Source organism: Actinacidiphila yeochonensis CN732 (assembly GCF_000745345.1).
GTDB classification, from domain to species: Bacteria; Actinomycetota; Actinomycetes; order Streptomycetales; family Streptomycetaceae; genus Actinacidiphila; species Actinacidiphila yeochonensis.
On record NZ_JQNR01000005.1, the window covers coordinates 2,099,018 to 2,121,435 of the forward strand.

At 70.7% G+C, this 22,418-nt stretch carries 27 protein-coding genes and 1 pseudogene; 13 read left to right on the forward strand and 15 right to left on the reverse strand.

Annotation, left to right across the window (positions count from 1 at the left end; all coding sequences use genetic code 11):
- Positions 1 to 28: 28 nt before the first annotated feature.
- Positions 29 to 619, reverse strand: coding sequence for a lytic polysaccharide monooxygenase auxiliary activity family 9 protein (locus BS72_RS20895; RefSeq protein ID WP_037912576.1), 591 nt, complete (start codon positions 617 to 619; stop codon positions 29 to 31).
- 395 nt (positions 620 to 1,014) lie between these two features.
- On the opposite strand from BS72_RS20895, the gene BS72_RS20900 reads away from it, so the two are divergent.
- On the forward strand, positions 1,015 to 1,482 hold the full coding sequence (locus tag BS72_RS20900) for a hypothetical protein (protein WP_037912578.1): 468 nt from the start codon (positions 1,015 to 1,017) through the stop codon (positions 1,480 to 1,482).
- Between the two features lie 127 nt (positions 1,483 to 1,609).
- Positions 1,610 to 2,152, forward strand: a complete 543-nt coding sequence (locus tag BS72_RS20905) for a hypothetical protein (RefSeq protein WP_037912579.1) — start codon at positions 1,610 to 1,612, stop codon at positions 2,150 to 2,152.
- 25 nt (positions 2,153 to 2,177) lie between these two features.
- Here BS72_RS20905 and BS72_RS20910 read toward each other — a convergent pair whose 3' ends face one another.
- A complete protein-coding gene (locus BS72_RS20910) occupies positions 2,178 to 2,663 on the reverse strand; it encodes a GNAT family N-acetyltransferase (RefSeq protein ID WP_037912581.1) in 486 nt (161 codons plus the stop codon).
- A gap of 329 nt (positions 2,664 to 2,992) precedes the next feature.
- On the opposite strand from BS72_RS20910, the gene BS72_RS20915 reads away from it, so the two are divergent.
- Positions 2,993 to 3,967 (forward strand): SGNH/GDSL hydrolase family protein, encoded by a 975-nt coding sequence (locus BS72_RS20915; RefSeq protein ID WP_198545928.1) that lies wholly within the window; start codon positions 2,993 to 2,995, stop codon positions 3,965 to 3,967.
- Positions 3,968 to 4,039: 72 nt separating this feature from the next.
- On the opposite strand, the gene BS72_RS36660 is transcribed toward BS72_RS20915, so the two are convergent.
- The 3 genes from BS72_RS36660 to BS72_RS35695 all read right to left on the reverse strand — a co-directional run bounded on the left by BS72_RS36660 (position 4,040) and on the right by BS72_RS35695 (position 5,649).
- Complete coding sequence (locus tag BS72_RS36660) at positions 4,040 to 4,204, reverse strand: hypothetical protein (protein ID WP_157856288.1); 165 nt, start codon at positions 4,202 to 4,204, stop codon at positions 4,040 to 4,042.
- 141 nt (positions 4,205 to 4,345) lie between these two features.
- Positions 4,346 to 4,777: a GlcG/HbpS family heme-binding protein gene (locus BS72_RS20920; RefSeq protein WP_037912584.1), complete on the reverse strand. Its 432-nt coding sequence runs from the start codon at positions 4,775 to 4,777 to the stop codon at positions 4,346 to 4,348.
- A gap of 113 nt (positions 4,778 to 4,890) precedes the next feature.
- Positions 4,891 to 5,649, reverse strand: a complete 759-nt coding sequence (locus tag BS72_RS35695; RefSeq protein ID WP_107498840.1) for an ATP-binding protein — start codon at positions 5,647 to 5,649, stop codon at positions 4,891 to 4,893.
- 350 nt (positions 5,650 to 5,999) lie between these two features.
- On the opposite strand from BS72_RS35695, the gene BS72_RS20930 reads away from it, so the two are divergent.
- The 3 genes from BS72_RS20930 to BS72_RS20940 all read left to right on the forward strand — a co-directional run bounded on the left by BS72_RS20930 (position 6,000) and on the right by BS72_RS20940 (position 7,567).
- Complete coding sequence (locus BS72_RS20930; RefSeq protein WP_037912587.1) at positions 6,000 to 6,884, forward strand: helix-turn-helix domain-containing protein; 885 nt, start codon at positions 6,000 to 6,002, stop codon at positions 6,882 to 6,884.
- Positions 6,885 to 6,889: 5 nt separating this feature from the next.
- Positions 6,890 to 7,108, forward strand: coding sequence for a DUF397 domain-containing protein (locus tag BS72_RS20935; RefSeq protein ID WP_037912590.1), 219 nt, complete (start codon positions 6,890 to 6,892; stop codon positions 7,106 to 7,108).
- 96 nt (positions 7,109 to 7,204) lie between these two features.
- Complete coding sequence (locus BS72_RS20940; protein ID WP_232792484.1) at positions 7,205 to 7,567, forward strand: DUF397 domain-containing protein; 363 nt, start codon at positions 7,205 to 7,207, stop codon at positions 7,565 to 7,567.
- A 547-nt stretch (positions 7,568 to 8,114) separates the two neighbouring features.
- Here BS72_RS20940 and BS72_RS36665 read toward each other — a convergent pair.
- Entirely contained in the window at positions 8,115 to 8,402 is a 288-nt protein-coding gene (locus tag BS72_RS36665) for a hypothetical protein (RefSeq protein ID WP_157856289.1), read from the reverse strand.
- Positions 8,403 to 8,491: 89 nt separating this feature from the next.
- Between BS72_RS36665 and BS72_RS20945 the strand changes: the two genes are divergently transcribed.
- On the forward strand, positions 8,492 to 8,971 hold the full coding sequence (locus BS72_RS20945) for a hypothetical protein (protein WP_037912593.1): 480 nt from the start codon (positions 8,492 to 8,494) through the stop codon (positions 8,969 to 8,971).
- Positions 8,972 to 9,197: 226 nt separating this feature from the next.
- Here the strand turns inward: BS72_RS20945 and BS72_RS20950 are convergent, their stop codons facing one another.
- Positions 9,198 to 9,608 carry a MerR family transcriptional regulator gene (locus BS72_RS20950; protein WP_037912596.1) on the reverse strand — a complete coding sequence of 137 codons (411 nt, stop codon included), beginning with the start codon at positions 9,606 to 9,608 and terminating at the stop codon, positions 9,198 to 9,200.
- A 92-nt stretch (positions 9,609 to 9,700) separates the two neighbouring features.
- Between BS72_RS20950 and BS72_RS20955 the strand changes: the two genes are divergently transcribed.
- Positions 9,701 to 10,510 carry an SDR family NAD(P)-dependent oxidoreductase gene (locus BS72_RS20955; RefSeq protein ID WP_037912598.1) on the forward strand — a complete coding sequence of 270 codons (810 nt, stop codon included), beginning with the start codon at positions 9,701 to 9,703 and terminating at the stop codon, positions 10,508 to 10,510.
- 107 nt (positions 10,511 to 10,617) lie between these two features.
- Here BS72_RS20955 and BS72_RS37385 read toward each other — a convergent pair whose 3' ends face one another.
- The 4 genes and pseudogenes from BS72_RS37385 to BS72_RS38540 all read right to left on the reverse strand — a co-directional run.
- Entirely contained in the window at positions 10,618 to 11,031 is a 414-nt protein-coding gene (locus BS72_RS37385) for a PIN domain-containing protein (RefSeq protein ID WP_037912601.1), read from the reverse strand.
- Positions 11,028 to 11,291, reverse strand: coding sequence for a CopG family transcriptional regulator (locus BS72_RS20965; protein WP_037912604.1), 264 nt, complete (start codon positions 11,289 to 11,291; stop codon positions 11,028 to 11,030). The genes BS72_RS37385 and BS72_RS20965 overlap by 4 nt, the downstream gene beginning before the upstream one ends.
- 280 nt (positions 11,292 to 11,571) lie before the next feature.
- Positions 11,572 to 12,753: a hypothetical protein gene (locus BS72_RS20970; protein ID WP_157856291.1), complete on the reverse strand. Its 1,182-nt coding sequence runs from the start codon at positions 12,751 to 12,753 to the stop codon at positions 11,572 to 11,574.
- Between the two features lie 184 nt (positions 12,754 to 12,937).
- Positions 12,938 to 13,258, reverse strand: a pseudogene (locus tag BS72_RS38540) (ATP-binding cassette domain-containing protein); the annotation flags it as partial.
- A 306-nt stretch (positions 13,259 to 13,564) separates the two neighbouring features.
- Here BS72_RS38540 and BS72_RS20980 point away from each other — a divergent pair.
- Together BS72_RS20980 and BS72_RS20985 are read left to right on the forward strand one after the other, a co-directional pair.
- Positions 13,565 to 14,143, forward strand: coding sequence for a MarR family winged helix-turn-helix transcriptional regulator (locus BS72_RS20980; RefSeq protein ID WP_051951345.1), 579 nt, complete (start codon positions 13,565 to 13,567; stop codon positions 14,141 to 14,143).
- Positions 14,140 to 15,879 (forward strand): MDR family MFS transporter, encoded by a 1,740-nt coding sequence (locus BS72_RS20985; protein WP_078901513.1) that lies wholly within the window; start codon positions 14,140 to 14,142, stop codon positions 15,877 to 15,879. The genes BS72_RS20980 and BS72_RS20985 overlap by 4 nt, the downstream gene beginning before the upstream one ends.
- A 321-nt stretch (positions 15,880 to 16,200) precedes the next feature.
- On the opposite strand, the gene BS72_RS20990 is transcribed toward BS72_RS20985, so the two are convergent.
- Positions 16,201 to 16,764, reverse strand: a complete 564-nt coding sequence (locus BS72_RS20990) for a PH domain-containing protein (RefSeq protein ID WP_157856292.1) — start codon at positions 16,762 to 16,764, stop codon at positions 16,201 to 16,203.
- A 270-nt stretch (positions 16,765 to 17,034) separates the two neighbouring features.
- Positions 17,035 to 17,484, reverse strand: coding sequence for a GNAT family N-acetyltransferase (locus tag BS72_RS20995; RefSeq protein WP_037912617.1), 450 nt, complete (start codon positions 17,482 to 17,484; stop codon positions 17,035 to 17,037).
- 238 nt (positions 17,485 to 17,722) lie between these two features.
- On the opposite strand from BS72_RS20995, the gene BS72_RS21000 reads away from it, so the two are divergent.
- Complete coding sequence (locus BS72_RS21000) at positions 17,723 to 18,280, forward strand: GNAT family N-acetyltransferase (RefSeq protein WP_051951347.1); 558 nt, start codon at positions 17,723 to 17,725, stop codon at positions 18,278 to 18,280.
- Positions 18,281 to 18,354: 74 nt separating this feature from the next.
- On the opposite strand, the gene BS72_RS21005 is transcribed toward BS72_RS21000, so the two are convergent.
- On the reverse strand, positions 18,355 to 20,598 hold the full coding sequence (locus BS72_RS21005) for a tetratricopeptide repeat protein (RefSeq protein WP_407638994.1): 2,244 nt from the start codon (positions 20,596 to 20,598) through the stop codon (positions 18,355 to 18,357).
- The gene (locus tag BS72_RS21010; RefSeq protein ID WP_232792485.1) at positions 20,595 to 20,951 is read right to left on the reverse strand and encodes a hypothetical protein; all 357 of its coding nucleotides are present in this window, start codon (positions 20,949 to 20,951) and stop codon (positions 20,595 to 20,597) included. The genes BS72_RS21005 and BS72_RS21010 overlap by 4 nt, the downstream gene beginning before the upstream one ends.
- 387 nt (positions 20,952 to 21,338) lie before the next feature.
- Between BS72_RS21010 and BS72_RS21015 the strand changes: the two genes are divergently transcribed.
- Positions 21,339 to 21,608, forward strand: coding sequence for a hypothetical protein (locus BS72_RS21015; protein ID WP_037912622.1), 270 nt, complete (start codon positions 21,339 to 21,341; stop codon positions 21,606 to 21,608).
- A complete protein-coding gene (locus BS72_RS21020; RefSeq protein WP_037912624.1) occupies positions 21,601 to 22,212 on the forward strand; it encodes a DUF6879 family protein in 612 nt (203 codons plus the stop codon). Before BS72_RS21015 ends, BS72_RS21020 begins: the two co-directional genes overlap by 8 nt.
- The last annotated feature ends 206 nt before the right edge of the window (positions 22,213 to 22,418 follow it).

Below are 22,418 nucleotides of genomic sequence, written 5' to 3' on the forward strand. Positions count from 1 at the left end.
TCAGTCGCAGGAGCGGACTGGGGTGGCGTCAGAACTGCACGTCGGCGCAGGAGTAGAAGGCGTTGCCGGTGTCGGCGATGGTCCACACCCCGACGATGAGCTGCTTGCCGGTGTGGCCGGTGGGGATCGTGCCCTGCTGGGTCACCGTGGTGGGCGGCTGAGCGCCGTTGTACGCGACCTTGAGGAACGGCGTGGGGTTGATCTCGGAGCGGGTGAGCGGCTTGTTCGGGTTGTAGGTGTTGTTGGTGATGTAGTACGAGAAGTCGGTGGTGGAGTGCTGGGCGGTCAGCTTCCAGGTGAAGGTGTACTTCTGGCCGCCGGTGACCTTGGTGGCGGGCCAGGCGCCGTTGCGCGGGTCGTCGAGCTGCGCGAAGCGGGCGATGCCGCCGCTGCAGATGCTGCCGTCGGCGGGCCCGGCGGTCGGGAAGCCCTTGGGGCCCTCGACGCTCTGCGGCTCGTACTGGATGTCGCCGCAGTTGGTGACGGTCCCGGCCGCGCACAGGGCGGCCCGGCTGGGCGGCGTGCTGACGTAGCCGTGGCTGCTGGCGCTGCCGGTGCTCAGCACGACGGCGGAGAGGGCGCCGAGGCCGATGACGCTGCCGGCGATCTTCTTGCGCATGGTGTGCTCCTGTGTGACGGAGGGGGTGCCGGTCCGACCGGGACCGTGCGGGCTCGCCGGATCAGTGACCGGAACTGCGACCCGATCAGCGACCGGATCAGCGACCGGATCAGCGACCGGATCAGCGACCAGAACAGGGATCGGAACGGGGATCGGAACAGAGATCCCCGAAGGTCTAGACCAAGTCGGCGAGCTAGCGTCAGCCTTCCATCGGGCCGCACGAAAGCTCAGTCAAAGCCGCTTTTGCTGCGCGAGGGGTGCGCCGTGGTGTATGGGGCGGATGGGGGGCATGGGATCGGCCGGGACGTCAGTCGGGGGAGCCGAGCAGATCGAACGGGTGATCGATAGCATCGCTCTGCCCAGAAGCGTGTCCGCACCGGCGAATCGAGAGCATCATGAGCGAGGACGTCCTTTCGGTGATCCCGACCGACCCGCTGTGGCAGCCCGAGAGGTCCGCAGGCGAGCGGCTCGCCGCTGTCCTGGCGGAGCTGGCCTTCGGGCTGCCGAGCGAGGCGGACGTCGAGATCGACATCACCTGGCACGACGTGGTCACCGCCGTCGACTGCGGCGCGAACCTGGAGCGGATCGGCTGCCCGCTGTGCGGGGACTCGATCGACGCCGGGTGGTGGGAGGACCTCCTCGAATCCCACGCCGACGACGGCTTCGCGACCCTCGCGGTCGACGCCCCGTGTTGTGGCGGCGCGACCTCACTGGACGCACTGCTGTACGACTGGCCCTGTGGATTCGCCCGCTTCGAGGCGGCAGTCTGGAACCCCGAACGGACCTGGTTCGGCGACGAGGAACTCGCCCTGCTCGGCTCCCTGCTCGGACACCCCGTGAAACAGGTCAGAGCCCACATCTGACGGGTTCGGCCTCGTGCTGCCGTACGTGGCTGACCGGCCGCCGCCGTGTGCGCGGCAGCAGCACGGGTGGAGATCGCTTCCCGTGCCCCGAGCAGATCGCCCCCCCGTCCGGAGATACGCTGCGCGGGTGATCGATCAGACGGTGGGCTGGGACCCGCTGACGGCTCTTCCTGAGGGCGAGCCGGAGAAGTCCTTCGGCGGACGTTGGGAAGACCGCCTCTGGCAGAACGTCCCGGGCCCCTTCTACACCGGAGCGGCTGACAACTGCTGGACCGGCCGCCTGCACGCGCCTCGCCATGTGCTCTACGGCGGTGAGTACGTGAGCGAGTACGTCTACCGCCAGCCGACGACCCCCGCCGATGTCCTCGGCCTGCTGGACGCGGCCCGGAGCGATCCGTACGGCGGCTACGCCTGCGACGGCGACAGGTGGTGGACCCCCGGGTCCGTCCGGGACTGGTGGCGGGAGCGCGGACGGGTCACGGATGATCTGGCCTCGCTGCTGTCCGCGTGGTCCGCCGGCGGCAACGCCGAAGAGGAGGAGGCCGCCGAAGGGCTGCGGGACTACGCCGCGTACATCGCGGACGGGTTGGCCGGGGACCTTCGCAGGTACGTGTTCCGCCTTGAGGAAGGGCACTACCCGGGGCCTTCCGCGACGCTGCCCCGTCTCTGACCATCCGAGGCCGGCCCGCCCAAGGTCAGGGCGTCGCGCGCTCCTTGGTCAGCAGGGTGCCGCGCGGGCCGAAGCCGGAGGCCGAGTAGAAGGCGAGGGCGTCCGCGTTCGGGGTGAAGATCCCGGCGTGCAGGAAGGCGGCGCCATGGGCCGAGGCGATGCGTTCCGCCGCCGCGACCAGCGCTCTCCCGACACCCTGGCCGCGGTGGGTTTCGAGGACCACGGTGTGCAGGTCGGCTCCGCGCCGGGGCTGGAGGATCTGGTGGTCGGGCGGCTCGGGCAGCAGCACCACCTCGGACATGCCCACCACCTCGCCCGCCAGTTCCGCGACGGTGATCAGTACGGAGGGCCCGTCCGCGAGGAGGCCCTCGAAGTGCCGCCGCACGGTGTCGGCCTCGGGAATCCGGTAGAGGTCGGGTGCGAGCCGTACGTGTGCCTCGGCGTTGGCGAGACGCAGGCGGACCAGCGCGGGGACGTCCGCGCGCTCGGCGGACCGAACCGTGATCGACATGCCGCCGAGCCTTCCACCGCATCCGGTCCGGCGCCAGGGCCCACGGCCGCGTGTCCCGGCGGACCACTCCGTCAGGCGCCCGGCCGGACGCGGGACGGCGGCGCCGCTCGGGGGTGCCGGCGGGGCCGGCCCGGGTGCGGCGGATCAGCCTGCCGGTCCCCGGCGGCGGTCGGCGCCGAGGGTGGCCTCGACTGGTTCCGGGGCGCGTCCGCCGCGAGCGGTGCGCACACCGGACACCACGAACGCGACTGTATGTAGTGGATCTTGTGCGCTTGGTGACTATCCTTCTGGTGGCAAAGCATTGCCAACACCGTGTTCCTGGAGGATTCGTGGCAAGTATCCGCACGCGCCTGGCCCTGCTGGGCTCGGCCGTGGCGCTCACCGCCGGCGCCGTCGTTCCCGCACAGCTCACCGCCGCAGCCCCGGCCGCAGCCGCAGCGGACTACAGCTGGGTCGCTCTGGGCGACTCCTACACCGCCGGTGTCGTCCAGGCCGCCGGCGACGTCTTCGAAATTCCGCGCGACGGCTGCGAGCGCACCGACCAGTCCTACCCCCAGGTCATCGAACGCGACCTCGGCTCGTTCTTCGAGCTGACCAACGTCAGTTGCGGCGCCGCCACGATCGAGGACGTCACCTCTCACGCCCAGGTGCCGGTCGGCCGCAGCGTGCCGGGCGTCCCCGACCCGGAGGCCCCCTTCGACCCGGTGCCGCCCCAGTCCGAGGCGGTCAATGCCGGCACCGACGTGATCACCGTCGGCGTGGGCGGCAACACCCTCGGGTTCGCCGACATCCTCTTCAAGTGCCTGGAACTGGGCCAGGGCACTGAGGGGAAGGGCACGCCCTGCAAGGACGCCCTGGCCACCGGCATCCCGGCCAGGCTGACCAAGGTCAGCACCGACTACGACCAGATGCTCGCCAAGCTCCACGAGAAGGGCCCGAACGCCAAGATCCTGACCGTCGGCTACCCCACGATCATCCCCAAGGACACCTCCAAGTGCCAGTACGGCCACCCTCACCAGTTCCTCTCGATCACCCCCGGTGACCTGGACTGGCTGCGCACCGACGTCCTGGAGCCCCTCAACACGGCCATCGAGAAGTCGACCGCCACCCAGGACGCCGCCACCTTCGTCAACCTCTACGACTCCTCCGAAAACCACAGCGTCTGTGATGCCGACAAGTGGGTCGAAGGCGTCCTCGACACCGACAACCGGCCGGCCCTCGTCCACCCCAACGCCAAGGGCCACCGCAACGCCGCCGACGAGGTCACATCGGCGATCCTGAACGCCATCGTCCCGAAGGACTGACCCGCGGGCGGTACCCCGCCCCCGCCTCCGTGACCAGTTGCCTCCGGCCTTCGGGCCGGAGGCAACTGGCACTTACGCGCCGGTGTCCGGGTCGCCCGGGGGCCGCAGCCCTCCGGGCTTCTCCGGCAGGGCGAAGGAGCAGCGGCCCGGCACGTTCGTGTGGCGCCCCGCTGAGGGCGGCAGCCGCGCGACATCCTCCTCGCGCACCTCGTGCCCGTCGGCGCACAGCTGTTCCAAGGGCGGTTCCAGGCCGGTGGATGAGGTGGCCCGCGACGCGACGTGCGGTGGCGTGACGCGGGGCGTTCCGAGGTCGTGACGCGGGGCGTTCCGAGGTGCCGTGCCGAGACGGCATGACGCGGTGCCGTCCCGGCGGCGCCGTTACGCGGTGGCGTCCAGGGCGGCCAGGGCGGTCTCGGCGACCTTGGCGTCGTCGCTCCAGTGCCCGCCGGCGACGCCGATCCCGCCGACGACGTCGCCGTCGATGACGATGGGGAGCCCGCCGCCGAACGGGACCAGGCGGTCTATGGCCGAGATGCCGGCGGTCAGCGGGGTGTCGTCCTTCATGACCTCGGGCCACTGGCCGGTCGGCATGCCGAAGCTGGCGGCGCTGTACGCCTTGTCCTGGGAGATCTGGACGGCCTGGAGCGCTGCGCCGTCCATGCGGGCGAAGGCACTCAGCTGTCCGGTGGCGTCGACCACCGCGATCGCGGAGCGCTGGCCGGCGGCCTCCGCGGCCTCGATCGCGGCGTCGACGAGCCTGCGGGCAGTGGCGTTGGTGATGGAGGCGATCTGCCGGACTCCGGTGCTCATGGAAGGGCTCCTTCTGCAACGGCCGGGCGCGCGCGGCACCGGCTACCGAGTACCTGTCAGCATGCGTACCCATGGTCGGGGCGACTCCGGCAGCGGCACCACCTCGGACATGCTCAGTACGCCGCGGGGAGGTCCATCGCCGGGGAGGTGAGGGTGCACTCGGCCCAGACGAGCTTGCCGGGCCCCTCGCGGTCCAGGACGCCCCAGCGGTGGCCGGTGAGGATGTCGACGAGGGCCAGGCCCCGGCCGTGCTCGTCGTCCTGGTGGGCCGCGCGCACCCGGGGGCGCTTGTCGTGGGCGTCGTGGACCTCGATCCGCACGCCGTCTGGGATGCGCACCACCTGGGTGCCGACCTTGCGCCCCTGCACCCGGCCGTGCCGCACGGCGTTGGTCATCAGCTCCGAGAGGACGAGCGAGGCGGTATCGGCCAACTCGCCGCACTCCCAGCGATCCAGGGTCGCCACCAGGTCGTGCCGCGCCCGGTTGACGCTGCGGGCCGTCGCGGGCCACAACCGCAACGGCACCTGTGACACCAGCACTTCGGGGTCGTCCGGGCCCAACGGCTCCTCCCACTGCGGGGTTTCCGTCGGGGACGGGCCCTCCGCGAGGACGTACGCGGATGCCACGTACGCGTCGGCCTCGGTTCCGGCCTCGGTGTCAGGTCCGGTGTCGGTGTCGGTTCCGGAGGCGGCGTCGAGGTGGGGGTCGGTGTCGGTTACGGAGGTGGTGTCGGCGTCCGTGTCGGAGACGGGGTCGGGGTGGGAGTCGGCGTCGGACTCGCTCTCGGACCCGGACCCGGAGCCGGGCGCGGGCGTCTGCGACGGACGGGGGACGTGGACGGAGCTGGAGGCGGGGTGAGTTGCCCGTTTCATGGTGGTACCTTCCATCGGCCCGACAAAAATATTTCGGGCCCGCCATATGTGCGTACGAGACGCGAAAGGCCTTACGTTCTGGGGGAGTTAGGGAGGGTTTGCGATACCCAGGCGGTGACAGGGTGCAACAATGCGGCCTCGCTTTGTGGCCAACTGTCATTCAGAGTGACACCTGAACGGCTAGCGTTGCAGCCAAGGGGGCGAATTCTGGGAGTCAACTTCCGGAGCGCTTTTCCGAGCCCGGGTGACGTGTCGTCACGCCCCAGCGGACTTTTCTGCTGTGGCGCAGAAAGTTCCTTGCTCCAGCGGAACTTCCGCCTGGAGACTGGACCTCACGCAGAGGAGTAGCCATGGACTTCGACATCGAGGCCGCCTCGCCGGCACTCTGCCGGCTGCGGCTGGGCAGCGCGTTACGGGAGATCCGCCTCGCCGCGAACGTGAGGGGCTCGATGGTGTGCAAGAAGCTCATCTGGAGCCCGTCCAAGCTCACGCGCCTGGAGACCGGCGAGAACGCGACCGTCGAGAAGGCCGACATCATGGCGCTCTGCGAGATCTACGGCGTGGAAGGGAAGTTGCGGAGCGAGCTGCTCGACTACGCAACCGTCACCAAGACCCGCAAGGACTGGTGGGCTTCCCCCGAGCATCGGCAGGCGATCCCTCCGGGGTTCCGGGCCTTCCTCGACCTGGAGGCCACGGCGACGGCACTCCAGAACTACGAGGCCGAGTTCGTACCTGGCCTGCTCCAGACCGAGGCATACGTTCGGGTGATCCACGAGGCGGCCTACCAGGGCTTGCCGCCTGACGTCATCGACAAGTCCGTCGCCATGCGCACCAAGCGTCAGGAAGTCCTCGACCGGACGGACCCGGCGCTAAAGTTCACAGCGATCATGAACGAGGCGGTGCTGTGGCGGCGGGTCGGGGACTCCGGGGTGATGCGCGAGCAGCTCTCCCACATCGTGGAGGTGGTGGAGTCTCGGCCCAACGTCCATGTGCAGGTGGTTCCGTACAGTGCGGGACATCACCCGGGCATGAACGGGGCGTTCTTCGTCTTCCAGTTCCCGGAGAAGCTGGGGCTGAAGCCGATGGTCTACCTGGAGAACCTGGCGGACGCCATCGTCAAGCGTGCGGAGCCGGACGTTGAGCGGTACGCGGACGCGTTCTCCGAACTGAGGGCCCTGGCTGCGGGACCGAAGGAGTCCCTGAGCCTGATCAAGCAAGCGATCAAGGAGCATTGATACCGATGACCATCACGGCCGACGCCCTGACCGGAGCCTCCTGGTTCAAGTCGACCTACAGCAACGACCACGGTGGCGCCTGCGTCGAGGGCGCCCGCCTGCCTGGGGGTGGGATGGCCGTTCGGGACTCGAAGGACCCGCATGGGCCCGCGCTGCTGTTCGCCGCTGAGGCGTGGGCCGCGTTCACCACCGCCGTGAGTGAGGGCGAGTTCCCGACGGCCTGACATCGCCTGTACCTCAGGCCCCGCCGCCCGCACCATGGTCGGCGGGGCCGTCGTCGTACCCGGGGTTCGGCCCGAGGCAGCGACCAAGGAGGAGCCTTGACGATCATCTCGGCCAGCACCCTGCCCGAAGCGCTCTGGTTCACGTCCAGCCACAGCAACGACCACGGCGGCAACTGCGTAGAGGCCGCGCGCCTCACCGGCGTCACGTGGTTCACGTCCTCGCACAGCGACGCTGAGGGTGGCAACTGCGTTGAGGCGGCCCAGCTCGCGAGCGACTGGTTCACCTCCAGCTTCAGCGACAACCGGGGTGGCGCGTGCGTCGAGGGCGCCCACCTCGTCAACGGCGGTATGGCCGTTCGCGATTCGAAGGACCCGGAAGGCCCGGCCCTGCTCTTCTCCCCCGAGGCGTGGTCCGCCTTCACCTCCGCCGTCACCAACGGCGACTTCCCGACAACCTGACCCTCCCGGCAGCCCCCACCCCAACCGTCATCCGCGCCGGGGCCGGCTCCGACCCCGTCTGTCCCGGCTCCCAGAACGGCAGGGGCAACCTCGTGGTCCGCCCCCACGAAGAGCCTGATGCCCGAGACGCCCCGACTTTCGCTATAGCGCACCGGATCGAGCCCCTGGACCATGACGGGGACACCCGCTCGGTGTACGGATCGTGATCAAGTGTCCTGAGTGCCAAGCTTGTTGGTGATGCCCAGGAGCGGGAGGGCCAGCCCGCGCTGGTCGCGGATTGCCCGGATGGCCTTTGCTGTGTCGGCGGCTCCGAGGGTTTCGGTAGGCCGATGGCGAGGTGGTGGAAGGTGGCCAGGGCGAGGGGTGCGGTGCCGGTGTGAACGGTGGCGGCGTCCTCGGCGTAGGCCATGTCTCGCACACGGTGCTGGGACTCCATTGGTCCAGCAACTGCGGATGACGGCGGCGAGTTCGGCTGGAGCGGCCTGGTGGGCTTCGAGGCTGGTGACGGTGTGGACCGTCTCCCCTGTCTCGTGAGATCACCTCCTGTTCATTCGGGATCGGCTCGGACGGGATCGATGCGCACGGTGCGGCTGATCCGGTAGCGGGTGGTGAGATAGCCACCATCCATTCCGCCGTCTCGGAGCAATCCGGACACGCCAAGGCGACGCACCTCCTCGATCAGGCTCGGTCGAGTGATCGCCGAGGTCCCACCGCTGACTGAGATTGCTGCGGGTGCCGGGTCGCAGGGCGCGTTGACTGGCCCCCGGGCGCGGCGGTCCATTGACGTGCTTCCACGGACAAAGGCGCTTAAGCCGAGGGAGGCGAACGACGTCATGGATGTGCCATCGACGCACAACGGAGCCTGACCTGCACCGGACGTGGCGGCGCTGGGCGACACGATCACAGAATCAACCAGAGGAAGATGTGGATTCCGTTCGACTGGAAGAGGTTGATCTCGGACTGGAGATCAACGATCAGGGCTGTGCCATGCTGCTCATGGACGAGTATTCATGCAGCATCCTCACTGTGGACGACAAGATCGACCCTGTCCTGATCCGATTTGAAGGATGCACGCAGGTGAAGTTCGGCTATCCGAACGAGGAGGCACTCAGAGGGCGTGAAATCTACGGCGACTGCCCCCACGTGGTCGTCGAAGTGTTTGGCTCCGACTGGTTCGACGCCCTTCAGGAGCAGAACAGCATAAGATTCCCGGACGTGAAATGGGCCAGAAAGAGGCACTTCGCCTGCTTTTTTTCGGAATGTACGGGCGAGTTCCTGGCAGATAGGGTCCATGCGAAAAGGATCGACGGCGACTTCGACGGCATGGCAGTGGCGGCCATGCGGTCGGCGCTAGCCCTTCAGACCAGGGGCTACCCGAGTCTGCTCCCTCGTCGAGAGGTGTGAACCCTGGTGCGACGCGCGTTTGGACCGGCGCGCCGTCCCGCCTCCCGGAGTCCCCCGTCGACCGCCGCGCTCCGCCTCACCGGTCGGGTGACGGGCGGGACGGAGGAGTTCGTGCGGACAGCCCCGAGGGGCCGCTGCGGACCTTCGCTCCTCGGCGATGTCGCGCGGCAGGGTGATCGAGTATCTGCCGGTGGGCTCACTCGTGCCGGCTGTCCTTCCCCGGGACTCAGGATCCGTTGGCGGCGACGGGTGGTGCTACCTGCTCGTGCAGGTGGGAGTCGATGCCGGCCGGGAGCGCGGCGCCGGAGAGGTAGCGTTCGAGCATGTCGCGCCGCTCGGCGAACTGTCGCTCCTGCTCGGCGAGTTGGTCGCGGACCTGCCGGACGCGGCCGAGGAGCGCCGAGCAGTCGCCGTCGGGACGCTTCGATCCCGCGCACGGGATGATCTCCCGGATGAGTTCGGACGACAGGCCCGCGCGGTACAGGTCCTGGACGAAGGCGACCTGGAGCACCGCCTGCTCGTCGTACTCCCGGTATCCGTTGGCGCGGCGCTCGGCGCGCAGCAGCCCCTGCTCCTCGTAGTACCGCAGCGCACGGGTGCTGGTCCCGGTCGCCTCGGCGAGTTCCCCGATTCGCATCGTCCGGCTCCTCCATCCACCCCGGCCCGTCGGCCGCCCGACGCACCGCCGACTTGACCTTGACGTCAACGTGAAAGTCTAGCGTGACGGCCATGACAGCGACTGAACGAAGTGCGCAGCGGGCCGTCGACCAGGGCGCGGCGCTGGTCACCGGGGCCGGAACGGGTATCGGAGCCGCGATCACCGAGAGACTGGCCGCGCAGGGTACGGACCTGGTGCTGGTGGCACGCGACTCCGCACGACTGGAGGCGGCGGCGGCACAACTGCGCGCCGAGCACGGCGTCGACGTGCTGACGGTGCCGCTGGACCTCTCCCGGCAGGGCGCCCCCGCCGAGCTGGCCGAGCGGCTGGCGGAGGCGGGGGTCGAGGTCGGCGTCCTGGTCAACAACGCGGGCGCCGCCCTGGTCGGAACGGTCGGCGGCGCCGATCCGGCGCGGATACGCGGGCTGGTCGACCTGAACGCCTCGGCGGTCGCGGAGACGACCGCGCTCTTCCTGCCCGCCATGCTCGCCCGTGGAAACGGCGCCATCGTGAACATCGCGAGCACCGCCGCGTACGCCCCCGCGCCCTACAACGCCGCGTACGCCGCGTCGAAGGCGTTCGTCCTCTCCTTCACCCACGCGCTCTGGCACGAGACCCGCGACACGGGCGTCCGGGTGGTGGCGGTCAGCCCCGGCGCGACCGAGACCCCGATGAACCCCGGTAGCGCCCGCGGCAAACGCCGCCCCGGACAGGTCGCCGACACCGTCATGGCCGCCCTGCGCGGCCGCGGCCCCGCCGTCGTCGACGGCCGCGCCTTCGTGTTCCAGACCTTCGTGTTCAGCCGGCTGCTCCCCACGCGGACCGCGGCCAGGATCACCGGAAGCTACTTCCGCAAAGGGGCCCTGCGAAAGCAGTCCTAGCGCTCTGACCGCGATGGTTCGCCGGGTTGGAGGCCGTCGAGTCATTCTCTCCGTGACGGTCTCGTGGAGGTGCGGGGCAGCCGGCTGATCGCCGTGGCCCCGGCCAGTCAGACCTTGATGACAGTGACGCGTCCGCCGCAGAGTGCGGAGATGTCGTCGGGGTCCGAGGTGAGGACGGCAACGGGTTGTGGTGCGGCCAAAGCAGTGGCGGCGAGCATGGCGTCGATGGCGTGCCTGTGCCCGTGCAGCCCAGCGGCTGAGAGAAGGCCGGCTGCGTGCTGGGCGACCGTCTCGGTGATCGGTTCGACTGTCAGGCGGGAAAGCGTCCAGTCCAAGGCAGAACGGTTGATTCGAGGGTGGATCACCTCCACCAGCGTGGCCGCTGAGGTGATCACCCGCAGGTCGTCGGCGCGGGCCAAGGCAAGCCAGCCCGTCACCGCCCGGTCGCGTAGGACGGCTTTGGCCAACCCTTCGCTGTCAAGAACGATGGAGCCCCCAGGGGTGGCGGGGGAGCGGATCATGCGGCGTTCGCTTTGCCCGGCCTCTGCTCGCGACGCGCCTGGAGCAGTTGGTCGCGCAGGGACTGGATCTCCTCGTCGGTGACAGGGCCATGCTCGGCCTCGGCGACCTGGATGAGTTCGTTGAGGTTGTCTCGTTCGATCTGGCGGGCGACGGCGGACGTCACGTAGGCGGACAGCCCCGAGGGGCCGCCGCGGGCCTTCGCGGCTTCGGCGATGTCGCGCGGCATGGTGATCGAGTACTTGCCGGTAGGCTCACTCATGCTACCTATCCTACCTTCTATCCTCCCCACGGCGCGGGCGTCCGCGGCCAGGATCACCGGAAGCTACTTCCGCAAAGCGGCCCTGCGAAAGCAGTCCTGCGAAAGCGGTCCTAGCCGGCTCCGTAAGTGAGTGAGGGACGGCGCGTCGCAGTGAAACCGCAGGTCATCGACTCTGCGGTCGGGACGTCGCCGAAGGCCGAGGGCACCGTGCCGACCGTCGGCGGAGTGCCGTGGTCCGTGCCAGGGCGAGGCGGTCATGGGGGTGCCGGGCCCCGGCCGCTCACTCGGTGCGGAGGAGTGTCGGATCGGGCCTGCGGTCGGTGACGGCCCAGGCGGGCGGGGTGGCTACGGCGATGCCGCACAGCGCGACCGCGGCCATGACGGCGACCGCACCCAGGTGGGCTCCGACATGACCCGCGGTGATCCGGTCGAAGGCACTGTTGAGGAGGACGTCGGTGACAGCGGCGAGGGCGCCGACCATGATCATGGGGATGGCGGGATACCAGAGTTGGGCTCGTCGCAACGTCGACGTTTCCGCGCCCGCGACCACCAGCGACGCCGTCACACGTCGGCGGCTGACGGCGGCGTCGTATCCGGTGATGGCCAGAGTGGTCAGCAGCAGGAGGGCCACGGCTGCGGCCGCCGTCCAGGTCACGGCCCGGTAGGGGGCGATGTTCGCGGCGGACTGGGCGAGTTGCAGGGACGTGCTGTCGATGACGGCGGCGGGATCGGCGGCCAGGACGCGTGAGCGGACGGCCGATTCGGTCGCGGCGGTGCCGTCGGTGAACACGAGGAGTTCGCGTGCGGGGGGCGCGGCCGTCGAGGTGCCGGCAAGGGCCACCGGGGGGATCAGCAGGTCCGCGGTGAAGGCGCCGGCTCCTGAGACGCGGGGAAGACGCAGGACCGCGGAGGGCGCGGTGACCTGGATACGGGGCGCCCCGGGTGAGGGATCGGTGGCATAGGAGAGTTCCACGTGCTGACCGGGCCGGACGCGGATGCCCGTACCGGGCCAGTCGATCCGCGCCGGTTGGCCGGACGGCGGACAGGAAGTGAGGTCGCGGCCCCAGATCGCCTGGAGGTCGGCGCAGTCGGCGACCAGTGCGGACACCAGCTCGGGGGCGGTCCCCGGGAGCGCTGGAGCGGTCTGGTAGAGCCGCAGGGCCACGGCGGCCCGTACCTGGGGGATGGCGGTGTAGTCGGCAGCCGTGACAGCGGCGGTGGGGTGGTCGATCACCACGGCGCGTCCGGCCGGCGTGGCGGACGCCTTGGCCAGGTAGTCGGTCGCCGAGCGGTCGAAGACGGACAGGAGCAGGCCCGCGGATTGCCAGGGCCACCATGCCCAGGGCCAAGGAGGACGCCGCCCGCGTGGTGTCGTCCTGGCCTCGGTGCAGCCGGGTGGCGGCCAGTTGGAGAGCCAGGCGGTTGCTGCGCCTGGCCGCCCGTCCGGTCCAGGAGCGGACAAGGGCGGGAAGTGCCACTGGTACGCCGACCAGGCACAGCAGGACGGCCAGGTAGAGCAGCGCCAACAGGAGGGTCTGATCGCCCCCGGCGTGCGCCGGTTGGTGGATGACCAGTCCGGCCAGGCTCAGGATGCCGACTGCCAGCGGCAGGACGCGGCGCAGCCGGGCCGGCGGGCGATCCGCGGAGCGACGCTCCACGTTCTCCAGAAGACTCAGTTCGGGTACCAGTTCGCCGAACCGGAGGACGAAACCGAACCGGCTGCGGCGCAACTCGCTGAGCTCGTCGTCCGTGGCGGTGTCGACCCGCATGTCTCCCAGCCTGATCCTGCCGGCCGAGGGGCGCACCATACCGGCCAGACAGTGCAGGAGCGTCGACTTGTCCGAACCGCTCCGCCCGACGACCGTGACGATCTCTCCGCTGCCAACGGACAGCGACGCGTCCTCCAGCGCGACGTGTTCGCCGTAGACGACGCGCAGGACTCCGCTTCCAGCAAGGCCGACCTCCATATAGGTACTGAACCGCGCCAGTCCGCAGCCCCGTCTTCCTGTCGGGCTCCCGGGCGATCCACGGGTCCGGGTGATGCCCGCTCGCGGCCTGCCTGGAGTGGCGGTTCGGGCAGGGGGCGGACATCGTGCACCGCGACGGGCCGGGGCCGGGGCTGAGTTCGGCGCCCGCGGGCTGACTGGCCGCACAGAAAGAGGGGACTTCGTGATGGTGGCGCCCGATCCGGGTGGAGAAGCCCTGACTTGGACTATTGCTTGCGTCACCCAAGTACTTGTGGTACTCAAGTATAGTACTCGTGAGGAGTGTTGATGGTGGATCAGGTGGTGGGGATGCCCGCCGTCGGCGAGGAAGTAACGGTTCCGCGCGGAGAGTGCGGCGGCCGCGGGGGCGGGGAGCCCTCGGTGGCGGACTCGGTGATCGATCTGCTGCGAACGGTGCGGCGGTCCAAAGCCCGGCTGCTGGCCGCGGCCGGTGACGACGTCGACTCGGCGTTGCAGATGCTGCTGCGTACCGCGGCCGTCGAAGGCCCGGCCCGGGCGAGCGCGCTGGCCGTCAGTGTGCAGTCGGACCTGTCGACGGTCAGCCGCCACGTCGCCGTGCTGGTGACGCGGGGGCTGCTGGAACGCCGGGCCGACCCGGTGGACGGCCGCGCCAACCTGCTGGTCGTCACCGACGCCGGCCGGGCCGTGATCGCCGAGCACGAGCGGGCCCGTTCCGCGTTCTTCGAGGAGGTGCTGGACGGCTGGGCGCCCGAGGAGCGGAGCCAGTTCGCCCAGCTGCTCGCGCGGTTCACCGCCGCCTACGACACGACTCACACCCATTGGACAACCGGCCGGGAGCGGTACTCCGTTCGCGTCGCCGGCTCAGCAGAAGGCAGCACCGTATGAGTGTCACTGCAACCCATCCGGCGGATGCGCCGTCCGATGGCGCGCTGACCCATCGCCAGATCCTGACCATCCTGTCCGGGCTCGTCCTGGGCATGTTCCTGGCCGCGCTGGACCAGACGATCGTCTCGACCGCGATCAAGACGATAGGCAACGACCTCAACAACCTGTCCGCACAGGCATGGGTCACCACGGCGTTCCTGATCACCTCGACGATCGCCGCACCGCTGTTCGGCAAGCTGTCGGACATCTACGGCCGCAAGCGGCTGTTCATGCTCGCGATCGTCATCTTCGTGATCGGGTCGGCGCTGTGCGGCCTGGCCCAGTCGATGTACGAACTGGCCGCGTTCCGCGCCTTCCAGGGCATAGGCGCCGGCGGCATCATGCCGCTCGCCCTGGCGGTGATCGGCGACATCATCCCGCCGCGTGAGCGGGCCCGCTACCAGGGCTACATGATGGCCGTCTTCGCCAGCGCCTCCGTCCTCGGACCGGTCCTGGGCGGCCTGTTCTCCGGCACGGACAGCTTCCTGGGCACCGCCGGCTGGCGGTGGATCTTCTACATCAACGTCCCCATCGCGGCCTTCGCGCTGGTCGTCATCGCCAAGGTGCTCCACCTCGACCACGTCCGCCGGGAGCGGAAGATCGACTGGTGGGGTTCGGCGCTGCTCGCCGTCGGCCTGGTGCCGCTGCTGGTCGTCGCGGAGCAGGGCCAGAGCTGGGGCTGGGCCTCGGTCAGCTCGTTCGCCTGCTACCTGATCGGTGCGGCCGGTCTGGTGCTGTTCGTCTGGGTCGAGAACCGGATGGGGGACGACGCCCTGCTGCCGCTGCGGCTCTTCCGCAGCAGCACCTTCTCCGTCGCCTCCGCCCAGGTCACGATCATCGGTATGGCGATGTTCGGCGGCATGTCGGTCATCCCGCTCTACCTGCAGATCGTCAAGGGCGCCTCGCCGACCAAGTCCGGGCTGCTGACGCTGCCGCTGGTCGCCGGTCTGATGATCGCCTCCGTGGTGGCCGGCCAGCTGGTCGCCCGCACCGGCCGGTACAAGATCTTCCCGGTGGTCGGGTCGCTCCTCATGGTCATCGGCATGGCCGTGATGATCACGATCGGCGCCGACACCCCGCTGTGGCAGACCGACGTCTACATGGCCGTCTTCGGCGTCGGCCTCGGCCTGAACATGCAGAGCCTGGTGCTCGCGATGCAGAACTCGGTGCCCGCGAAGGACATGGGCGTCGCCTCCGCAGCGTCGTCGTTCTTCCGCTCCATCGGCGGCACCCTCGGCACCGCGATCTTCCTGTCGGTCCTCTTCTCGCTGGCCGGCACCAAGATCCCGCACGAGTACGCGAAGGCCGGCGCTACCCAGAGCTTCACCGAAGCCTCCAAGGCCCACCCGGACCAGGTCGCCTCGCTCCACCAGCACCTGAGCGGCGGACTGAACGACACCTCGTTCCTCAACGGGCTCGCCAAGCCGCTCAGCCACCCGTTCTTCGTCGGCTTCTCCGACTCCGGTGACGTGGTCTTCGCGGTCGTGGCCGTCCTGCTGCTGGCGGCGGTCGTGTTCTCGCTGATGCTGAAGGAGGTCCCGCTGCGGCTGGTCTCGGGCAACCAGGCCCGTTCCGAGGCGGAGGCGGTCTCCATGAACAAGGCCGACGCGGCCGGTGGGCCGGACGCCGGTACGGCGGACTCCGGCCCGTCGGCTGGTGCTTCGGACGCCGAGACGTCGGCGGTGGACCCGGCGTGAACCGGTAGGCGGAAGCCGGCGGGGCCGGGGAACGTTCTCGTACGACTCACTGCGCGGCGACGCTGCGCAGTGAGTCCTTCCGGCCCCCCGGCCCCCGGCCCCCCGGCCCCCAGCACCGCCGGTGGGTCGCAGGGGCTCAGGTCGCGGGAACGGCGAGCAACACGAGAGCCGTCGCGACCAGGCCCAGAACTCAGCCGGCTGCCGAGGGCGCCATACGGTTCCACGACCGCTCCGGCGACCGGGACCGCGCGGTCGGGGCCGTGCTCCGACGCCACCAGCTCACGACGCGCGCGTGGTCCGCCCCGACGCCTGGCCGCGGCCCTAGTACCCCAGGACGGCGAGCCAGATGACGATCGCTACGAGCAGGACCAGGAGGATTCCGGCTTGCGCCGTCGTCGGACGGCTCGGTCGCACCGGCGGCCGGAACCTCGCTTCCGGGGCGGTGCTCTGCCGCCACCATCTGAGGACCCGCCAGTACTTCACCTCGAACTCGGGGTCGGGGTTCCGGGTGCTGTGGTGGAGTGCGGGCAGGCTGCGGCGCCGGCCGTCCGCGAGGGCTATCCACACCCTGAGCGTCTTCTGCTCGTCGGCGTCGATCTCGCGTAAGTCGATCCAGCGGATCTCCTGCCAGGGGTAGGTGCGGCGTCGCCTGAAGCCCCAGCAGACGGTTATCCCGGAAGCCCCGACCGTGGTCCAGCTCCGAGTGGCGACGATGACGGCGAGACCCGACAACGCGATCATCCCGCCCGCCAGCCAGTACTGGGCCAGACGGGTGGCTTGGAAGAAGCCGGCGGTCGCATCGGAGAGCAACCCCAGAACCAGCGGCACCGGTATCGACCGCAGGGCATGGCGCCGATCCTTGCTCCGGAAGCTCAGCTCGTCCACAGCTCGCACGCTACTCGCCGGCTCTCGAACGAGTGAGCCGATTCCGTTCGTTCTCCTTTTCCTTGCCCCCTGGTCGCCGAGTCGCCGGGTGAGGTTGTCCGGCACAGGACTCGGTCCGGTTCACCGCACGCGGGCGGCACCGGAAGGCACCGCGCCAGGGGCGGGGTGATCCGGGAGTCCGGGGGACGAGGCGCCGGTCCGGCACCGGCGGCGCGGTTCGCGCGCGGCACCGCAGACGGCGAACAGGGTTGCCGGCCACAGTGGTTGGACCTACGAGGGCGTGTCCATCGAGTAGGTCAGGAAGACGGTCTTCGCGCCGTGCCGGTCGTACGCGGCGCGCGCACGGTAGTTGTCGTCGGCGGTCCGCCACCGCATGTTCGGCCAGCCCTCGGCCGCGGCGACGCGGCGCAGTTCGGCGAAGAGCGCGTCCACGGTGCCGCCGCCCCGATGCGCGGGATCGACGAACAGGTCGTCGAGGAAGCCGCGGGTACCGCTGAGCGGGGAGTCCTCGGGGCGGTAGTGGGCGAAGCCGACAGGGGTGCCGTCGGCGGCTCGGGCGATCAGGCAGCGGGCGGACCGCGCCGGATCGTGTATCCAGGCCCACGCCCGGTCGATCTCCGCTTCGGAGAGTTCGATGCCGTAGAACCTGCCGTAGGCGGCGAAGAGTTGACGCCAGGCGGCGTGGTCGCGGGGTTCGGCGGGAGAGACGGTGGTGATCACGGGCGCGAGGCTAGTGGTCGATTGAACTAGCGTCAAACAGTTTTTGCACTAGTTCAATTGATGTTCGCGGACCGCCGGACGGTTCGCCGAGCCCGTGGGCGGCGCTCGGGCGCGGTGCTTAGGTGCGGTGCTCGGGTGCGACGGGCGCGTGCGGCGCTCGGGTGCGGTGCGTGCGGGCAACTGTCGTACGGGAGACCTCCCGTGCCTGGTCAGCGCGGGTGGCTGAGATACTCCGGCCATGGATTCCAGGGTGACGGAGAGCGGCGCGACCGCGGTGGGGCACGGGGACGGCTGGGTGCTGCGCTCCGCGGTGGCGTCCGACATAGAGGCGATAGCGGAGCTGCGGGCCGCGGTGATGCGGGCCGATCTGGAGCGGCTGGGGCGCTACGACGAGCACCGGGTGCGGCAGCGGCTGCGGGACACCTTCTCCATGGAGTACACGTCGATCATCGAGGCCGACGGCGAGGTTGTCGGCAGCATCACCCTCCGCCCCGCCGACGGCCGGCAGTGGCTGGAGCACTTCTACCTCGCCACGCACCTGCAGGGCCGGGGCCTCGGGTCCGCCGTACTGCGCTCGGTGCTGGCCCGCACGGACGCGGAGGGCGCGACGGTCGGCCTCGACGTCCTCCAGGGCAGCGCCGCCCGGCGGCTCTACGAGCGCCACGGGTTCGTGGTGGAGGACGAGGACCCGGTCGACGTCTTCATGACCCGCCCGCCCGGCGCCACCGCGGCCTCCGTCCCGTCCCCGGCTCTGGCCCCGGCCTCAGCCCCCGCGACCTCGGCAACCTCCGCCTGACGTAGAGGCGTTCCCCGGCCTCCGGGTGGGCGCCGTCACCGCCTCTCCGCCAGGGCTGCCGGGGAGGCGGGTGTCTAGGAGCGGCCCCCGCGGAGGGATTCGAGCAGGTCGCGGCTGGCGGCTGTGAAGGGGTGGTCCGGGCCGAGGCTGCGCGCCCGGTGGGCGACCACGTCGGTCATGAGCACGATGCCCTCGTCGGTGTGGCCGAGGGCGGCACGGGTGCGGGCCTGGAGCTGACGGGCGGCCAGGGCGATCGGGTAGTCGGGCCCGAACCGCTGCCGGTAGGTCTCGGCGACCTCGCGGATCTCGGCGTCGGCGGCCTCGTACCGGCCCAACTGGTACAGCGCCCAGGCGTGGTTGTGCCGGGCACCGACGGAGACGATGTGGTCGGCGCCGAGGTGCTCGGCGCACTGCTCCGGCAGTGAGAGCAAATGCGTGCGCTCGTCCTCCGCGGTGAGTTCCGCCGCGCTGAGCGCGGTCAGCAGGCTGGAGCGGGACCGCAGGGTCAGCGGATGCCACGGCCCCAGCGCGGCCGCGCGGCCGGCGGCCGTCGCCCGGAGGAGGGCCAGGGACTCCTCGGCCCGGCCCAGGTTGCCCAGGACGAGCTGGAGCCCGTGGGCGGTGTCCAGGCTGTCCGGGTCCTCCGCCCCGAAGCGCTCCCGCTGGACGGCGAGGGTGCCCCGCAGCGACTCGCCGGCCTCGGCGTAGCGGCCCAGCCGGAAGAGGGCCCGCCCGGCGCGCGAGCGTGCGGCCAGTACGGCCCGGTGGTCGTCGCCGAGGGTCCGCGCCGCGCTGTCCGCCGCCGCGTCGGCGGTCTCCCACGCCGACGGGTAGTCGCCGGTGCGGTAGAGCGCCGCGGCCAGCCGGGTGGCGACCTCCAGCACCTCCGCCGCGGTGGCCGGATCGGCCGTCCGCCGCAGCAGCGCGAGTACGTGGGGCGCGAGCGGGCGGAGGCGCGGATCATGCGGGCCCGCGTCGGGCACGGCCGGGAGCGCGGCGCCGAGCAGCCGGCCGGCCGTCGCGTCGAGCAGCGGTGCCTGCGCCGCGGGGGTGGCGGCGACGACACTGTCGAGCAGCACGCCGTGGCTGCGGAGGCAGCGCAGGGTGCCGGAGTCGGCGGCCGCGCCGCCGGCACCGGTGCCGTTGGTGGTGTCGGTGTCGCGGGCATCGGCGGGGTGGCTCTCGCGGGCGTCGCGGGCGTCGCCGATGTCGACCAGCTCGGTCAGCGAGTGGTCGAGCAGCGCCCGCAGCGCGGACTCGGCGCGGGCGCGGGGCAGTACGGCGCCGATGGCGTCGTCGTTCAGGACGGACAGCGGGAGCGGCTCGGGGGCCAGCCGGGCGATGAGGCGCAACAGCCCGACGGCTTCGGGCAGTCCGCGCTCGGCGAAGGCGTCGAGCGTCAACTGCCAGGTCCGTCCGACCAGATGGCGGGGGTCGGCGTCGCTCACGTCATCGGCTCCTCGGTCGATCAGCTGGACAGGTTGCCCTTCTTCCAGATGGCGCCCGTACACGTCCATCGTCCAGGGGTCTATGACCTGGTGGGAGAGGAAACCACCCGCGAGAGTGAGCGCGAGGGGGAGCCGGCCCAGCCGGTCGGCGATCTCGGCGGCCTGGGCGAGCGTGCCCGTGTGCGGGGCGAGGTCGTGCAGGACCCGGGCTGCGTCCTCGCGCGGCAGGACGCCGATGTGCTGCCGTTCCGCACCCGGCCACCACCGGGGCGCGGCGCGGCGGGTCGTGACCAGGACGGTGCCCCGGGGGCTGGTGCGCAGCCAGCTGCCGTCGCCGAGGATCGCGGGGTCGTCCGCGTTGTCGAGCACCAGCAGCCAGGGTTCGGCGGAGCGGTCGAGGTACTGCCACACGAGGTCGGCGGCGGGGCGGTAGCCGTTGCGGGCGGCCAGCAGCTCGCCGTCTCCCGCGCCCCGGTCGGCGGCCACCGCGAGCATGCCGGAGCGCAGGCTCGCGCGGTCGGCGGCGTTCACCCACAGCCCCACCCGGCCGTACTCGGCGGTGGCCGTACGGAAGAGGGCGTGGGCCACCGCCGTCTTGCCGCAGCCGCCCATCCCGTACAGCACGTAGATCTCACCGCTGCTGCCGTCGGCGACGGCGGTGTGCAGCCGTCCGAGGACCTCGGTGCGGTCGCGGAGGACCACCGGCACCCGGCCGACCGCGGGTCTGCGCACGGAGTCGGGGCCCGCCGGCCCGGCCGGGCCGCCGTAGTGGTGGTGGTACTCGCTGATGTGCTGGTCCCCGGACGCCTGGTAGACCCTGCCGTCGTCCCGGGCGCGGCCGTCCATGGGCCCGCTGCCCGTACCGCTCATCGCTCGGTGACGTGCTGGTCGCGTCCGGCCTGGTAGACGCGGGCGTGCCCGGAGGCGGTCGCGTGCTGGACGGTCGACGGGAGGGCCGGGCCGTGCGCCGCCCCGAGGTCGTCGAGCAGGGCCCGGAGTTCCCGCTCCGCCTCGGGGTGGGCGGCGAGCAGGCGGCGGAAGAGCCCCTGCCACTGGGCCCGCACCTCGCCCACCGTCTGCTGGTCCCCGTCCGTCCCGGCGGCGAGGACGTCCTCGTGGGAGGAGTCGAGCTGGACGGCGGTGGCGTCCGCCCGCGCGGGCTGGACGCGGCGCCACAGCTCAAGGACGCGGTTCCGGGTGGCCTGCCACGCGTCGGTCGCCATCAGGGTGACCACCGTGGTTCCGGCACTCTCCGTGAGAGACACGAGTTCCGGATTCACGGCCATCCTCCGCCTTATCTGCCGATCGCATTAACGCGAAAGTCTATTTACGACCCGTCGGAGCTTGTCGCGGCCAGTATTGCATCGCCGGGCCGGGCCGCCGCGGGCGTGCCAGGAAATGAAATATGCCATCGGCATATGCCAGATGGCGCGTTATCGTGTACTCTCCGCATGCGGTCGTGTCGGCGCGGGTACTCTGCGGCTGCGATCGGCGGGTGATCCGCGTGTGATCCGCGTGAGCTCGGACTGCGATCCGCGTGCTGCCCGCGTGCTGTCTGCAGGCGGCGTATTTGGACCTATTCGTTTGCCAGTCGATGCTGGGAGAGCACTGTGCCGAGACCATGGGAAGCAGACCCTGAGACCACGTTCCTGCGGCGGCTCGGAAAGTCGCCGCAGGAACTCGGGAACACCACCGACAACGCGGACTGCCCGGACATCTGGGAGTTGGAGAACGGCGACATCGCCGTCATCGGACGGGACCTGACCAGCTCCCTCGGCCGCAACCTGCCCACCGGGGTGTCGGTCGGAGCGGACGAGCGGCTCGTCGTCATCCCCAGGAACATGCTGGTCGCGGCGAAGCCGGACATCCCCAGTGTTTGACTCCTTTCCCGACGGCACCTTCGAACGCCTGAAACGCCCCGCCTACCACGAGGAATTCAACCGCATCCTCAAAAGCGGAATCGAAACCCAGGACAAGCTGGAACGCGGCCAGCACTTCCAGGAACGCGGTTTCGCGAGCTGGGAGGCGTTCGCCGCCGGGCGTTGGGAAGAGGCGCTCGAACTCGTCGAGGAAAAGCGTCCGATCTATACCGCGCAGCTCGCCGAGGCCGAGGGGCTGGGCGTCGTGCAGCGGCGGCTCCGGGTCGTCGAATTCCCCGTGACGCCGTATGTGCAGTGGGAGATGCACGTCCTGCGGCTGCGGGTGGAGGTGGGCGACCGGATGCGGGTCCTGGACGCGCGGACCATCGCCGACATCGAGCGGGAGCGGTCCGTTCCGGAGATCGTCGTCCTCGGCGACGTGGCGATCTACGAGGTGCAGTACGACCCCGAGGGGAACGCGGACGGCGCCAGGCGGTACAGCGACCCCGCCCTGATCGCCGAGACCCTGGCGGACTTCGAGACGCTGTACGGGCGAAGTGAGCCGTTCGTCGACTTCTTCGAGCGCGAGATCCTCCCGCTCGGCCCGCCGGCGGTCGGTGGCTGAACCCCCGGCACGGAACCCGCGCTCGACGCCGGTCCGTCGGCCCCCGCCGCAGCCAAGGCGTCGCCGTGCCCGGGCTGTGCCCGAGGTCGGGCGGCCGCGACCCACCCGCGCCCACCCGGCCCCGGAGGTCCCTCGTCCGGGCCGCCCCACCGCCGGCGTCGGCTGCCGTCCGGGACCGGGGAGGGTCCGGCGGGGTCCGGGAGGGT